1 protein-coding gene is annotated in these 484 nt (G+C 47.1%); it reads right to left on the bottom strand.

Annotation, left to right across the window (positions count from 1 at the left end):
* The coding region (locus tag N483_RS27395) for a hypothetical protein (RefSeq protein WP_196764431.1) at positions 1-484 on the bottom strand (484 nt) is incomplete at both ends.

Below are 484 nucleotides of genomic sequence, written 5' to 3'. Positions count from 1 at the left end.
TCGCTTGGAAATGGCATGCGGCTTTGCATCTTCATAGTGCTGCGTCCAACCAGACTTGGTGGTCAGGTTACCATTTGCGGTATAGGCAAACTCAGTCTCACCGTTGACTTTGATTACGCGGTTTAGGTCGTCATAGCCAAATCGGCTGATCTCAACTTGCCCACCATCTGATGAAAGTGCACGTGTTGTCAGATTCCCTAAACCATCAAACTGGTAACTATGTGATTGGATATAACCATAACTGCCTTGCACCGCCAAGCTGCTAACGAAACCCGTATCGCTATAACCAACCGACATCGCAAAGCGACCCTTGTTATAGTGAGTGACACGTCCAGCGCGATCCTCATGAGAATGCAGGTAGTAGATTGTGCCGTTAGCACCCTCTCTTGCTTCTTTCTTTGTGACAACTTGGCCCGCTCGATAGGTAAAATGAACACCTTGTGCTTCTATGTATTCATTTCTTTGTTTAAGCCGACGGTAGTCA

This window comes from Pseudoalteromonas luteoviolacea NCIMB 1944 (assembly GCF_001625565.1).
Lineage (GTDB): Bacteria > Pseudomonadota > Gammaproteobacteria > Enterobacterales > Alteromonadaceae > Pseudoalteromonas > Pseudoalteromonas luteoviolacea_F.
The sequence above is the reverse complement of the archived record's forward strand: the minus strand, read 5'-3'. Positions and strand labels throughout refer to the sequence as shown.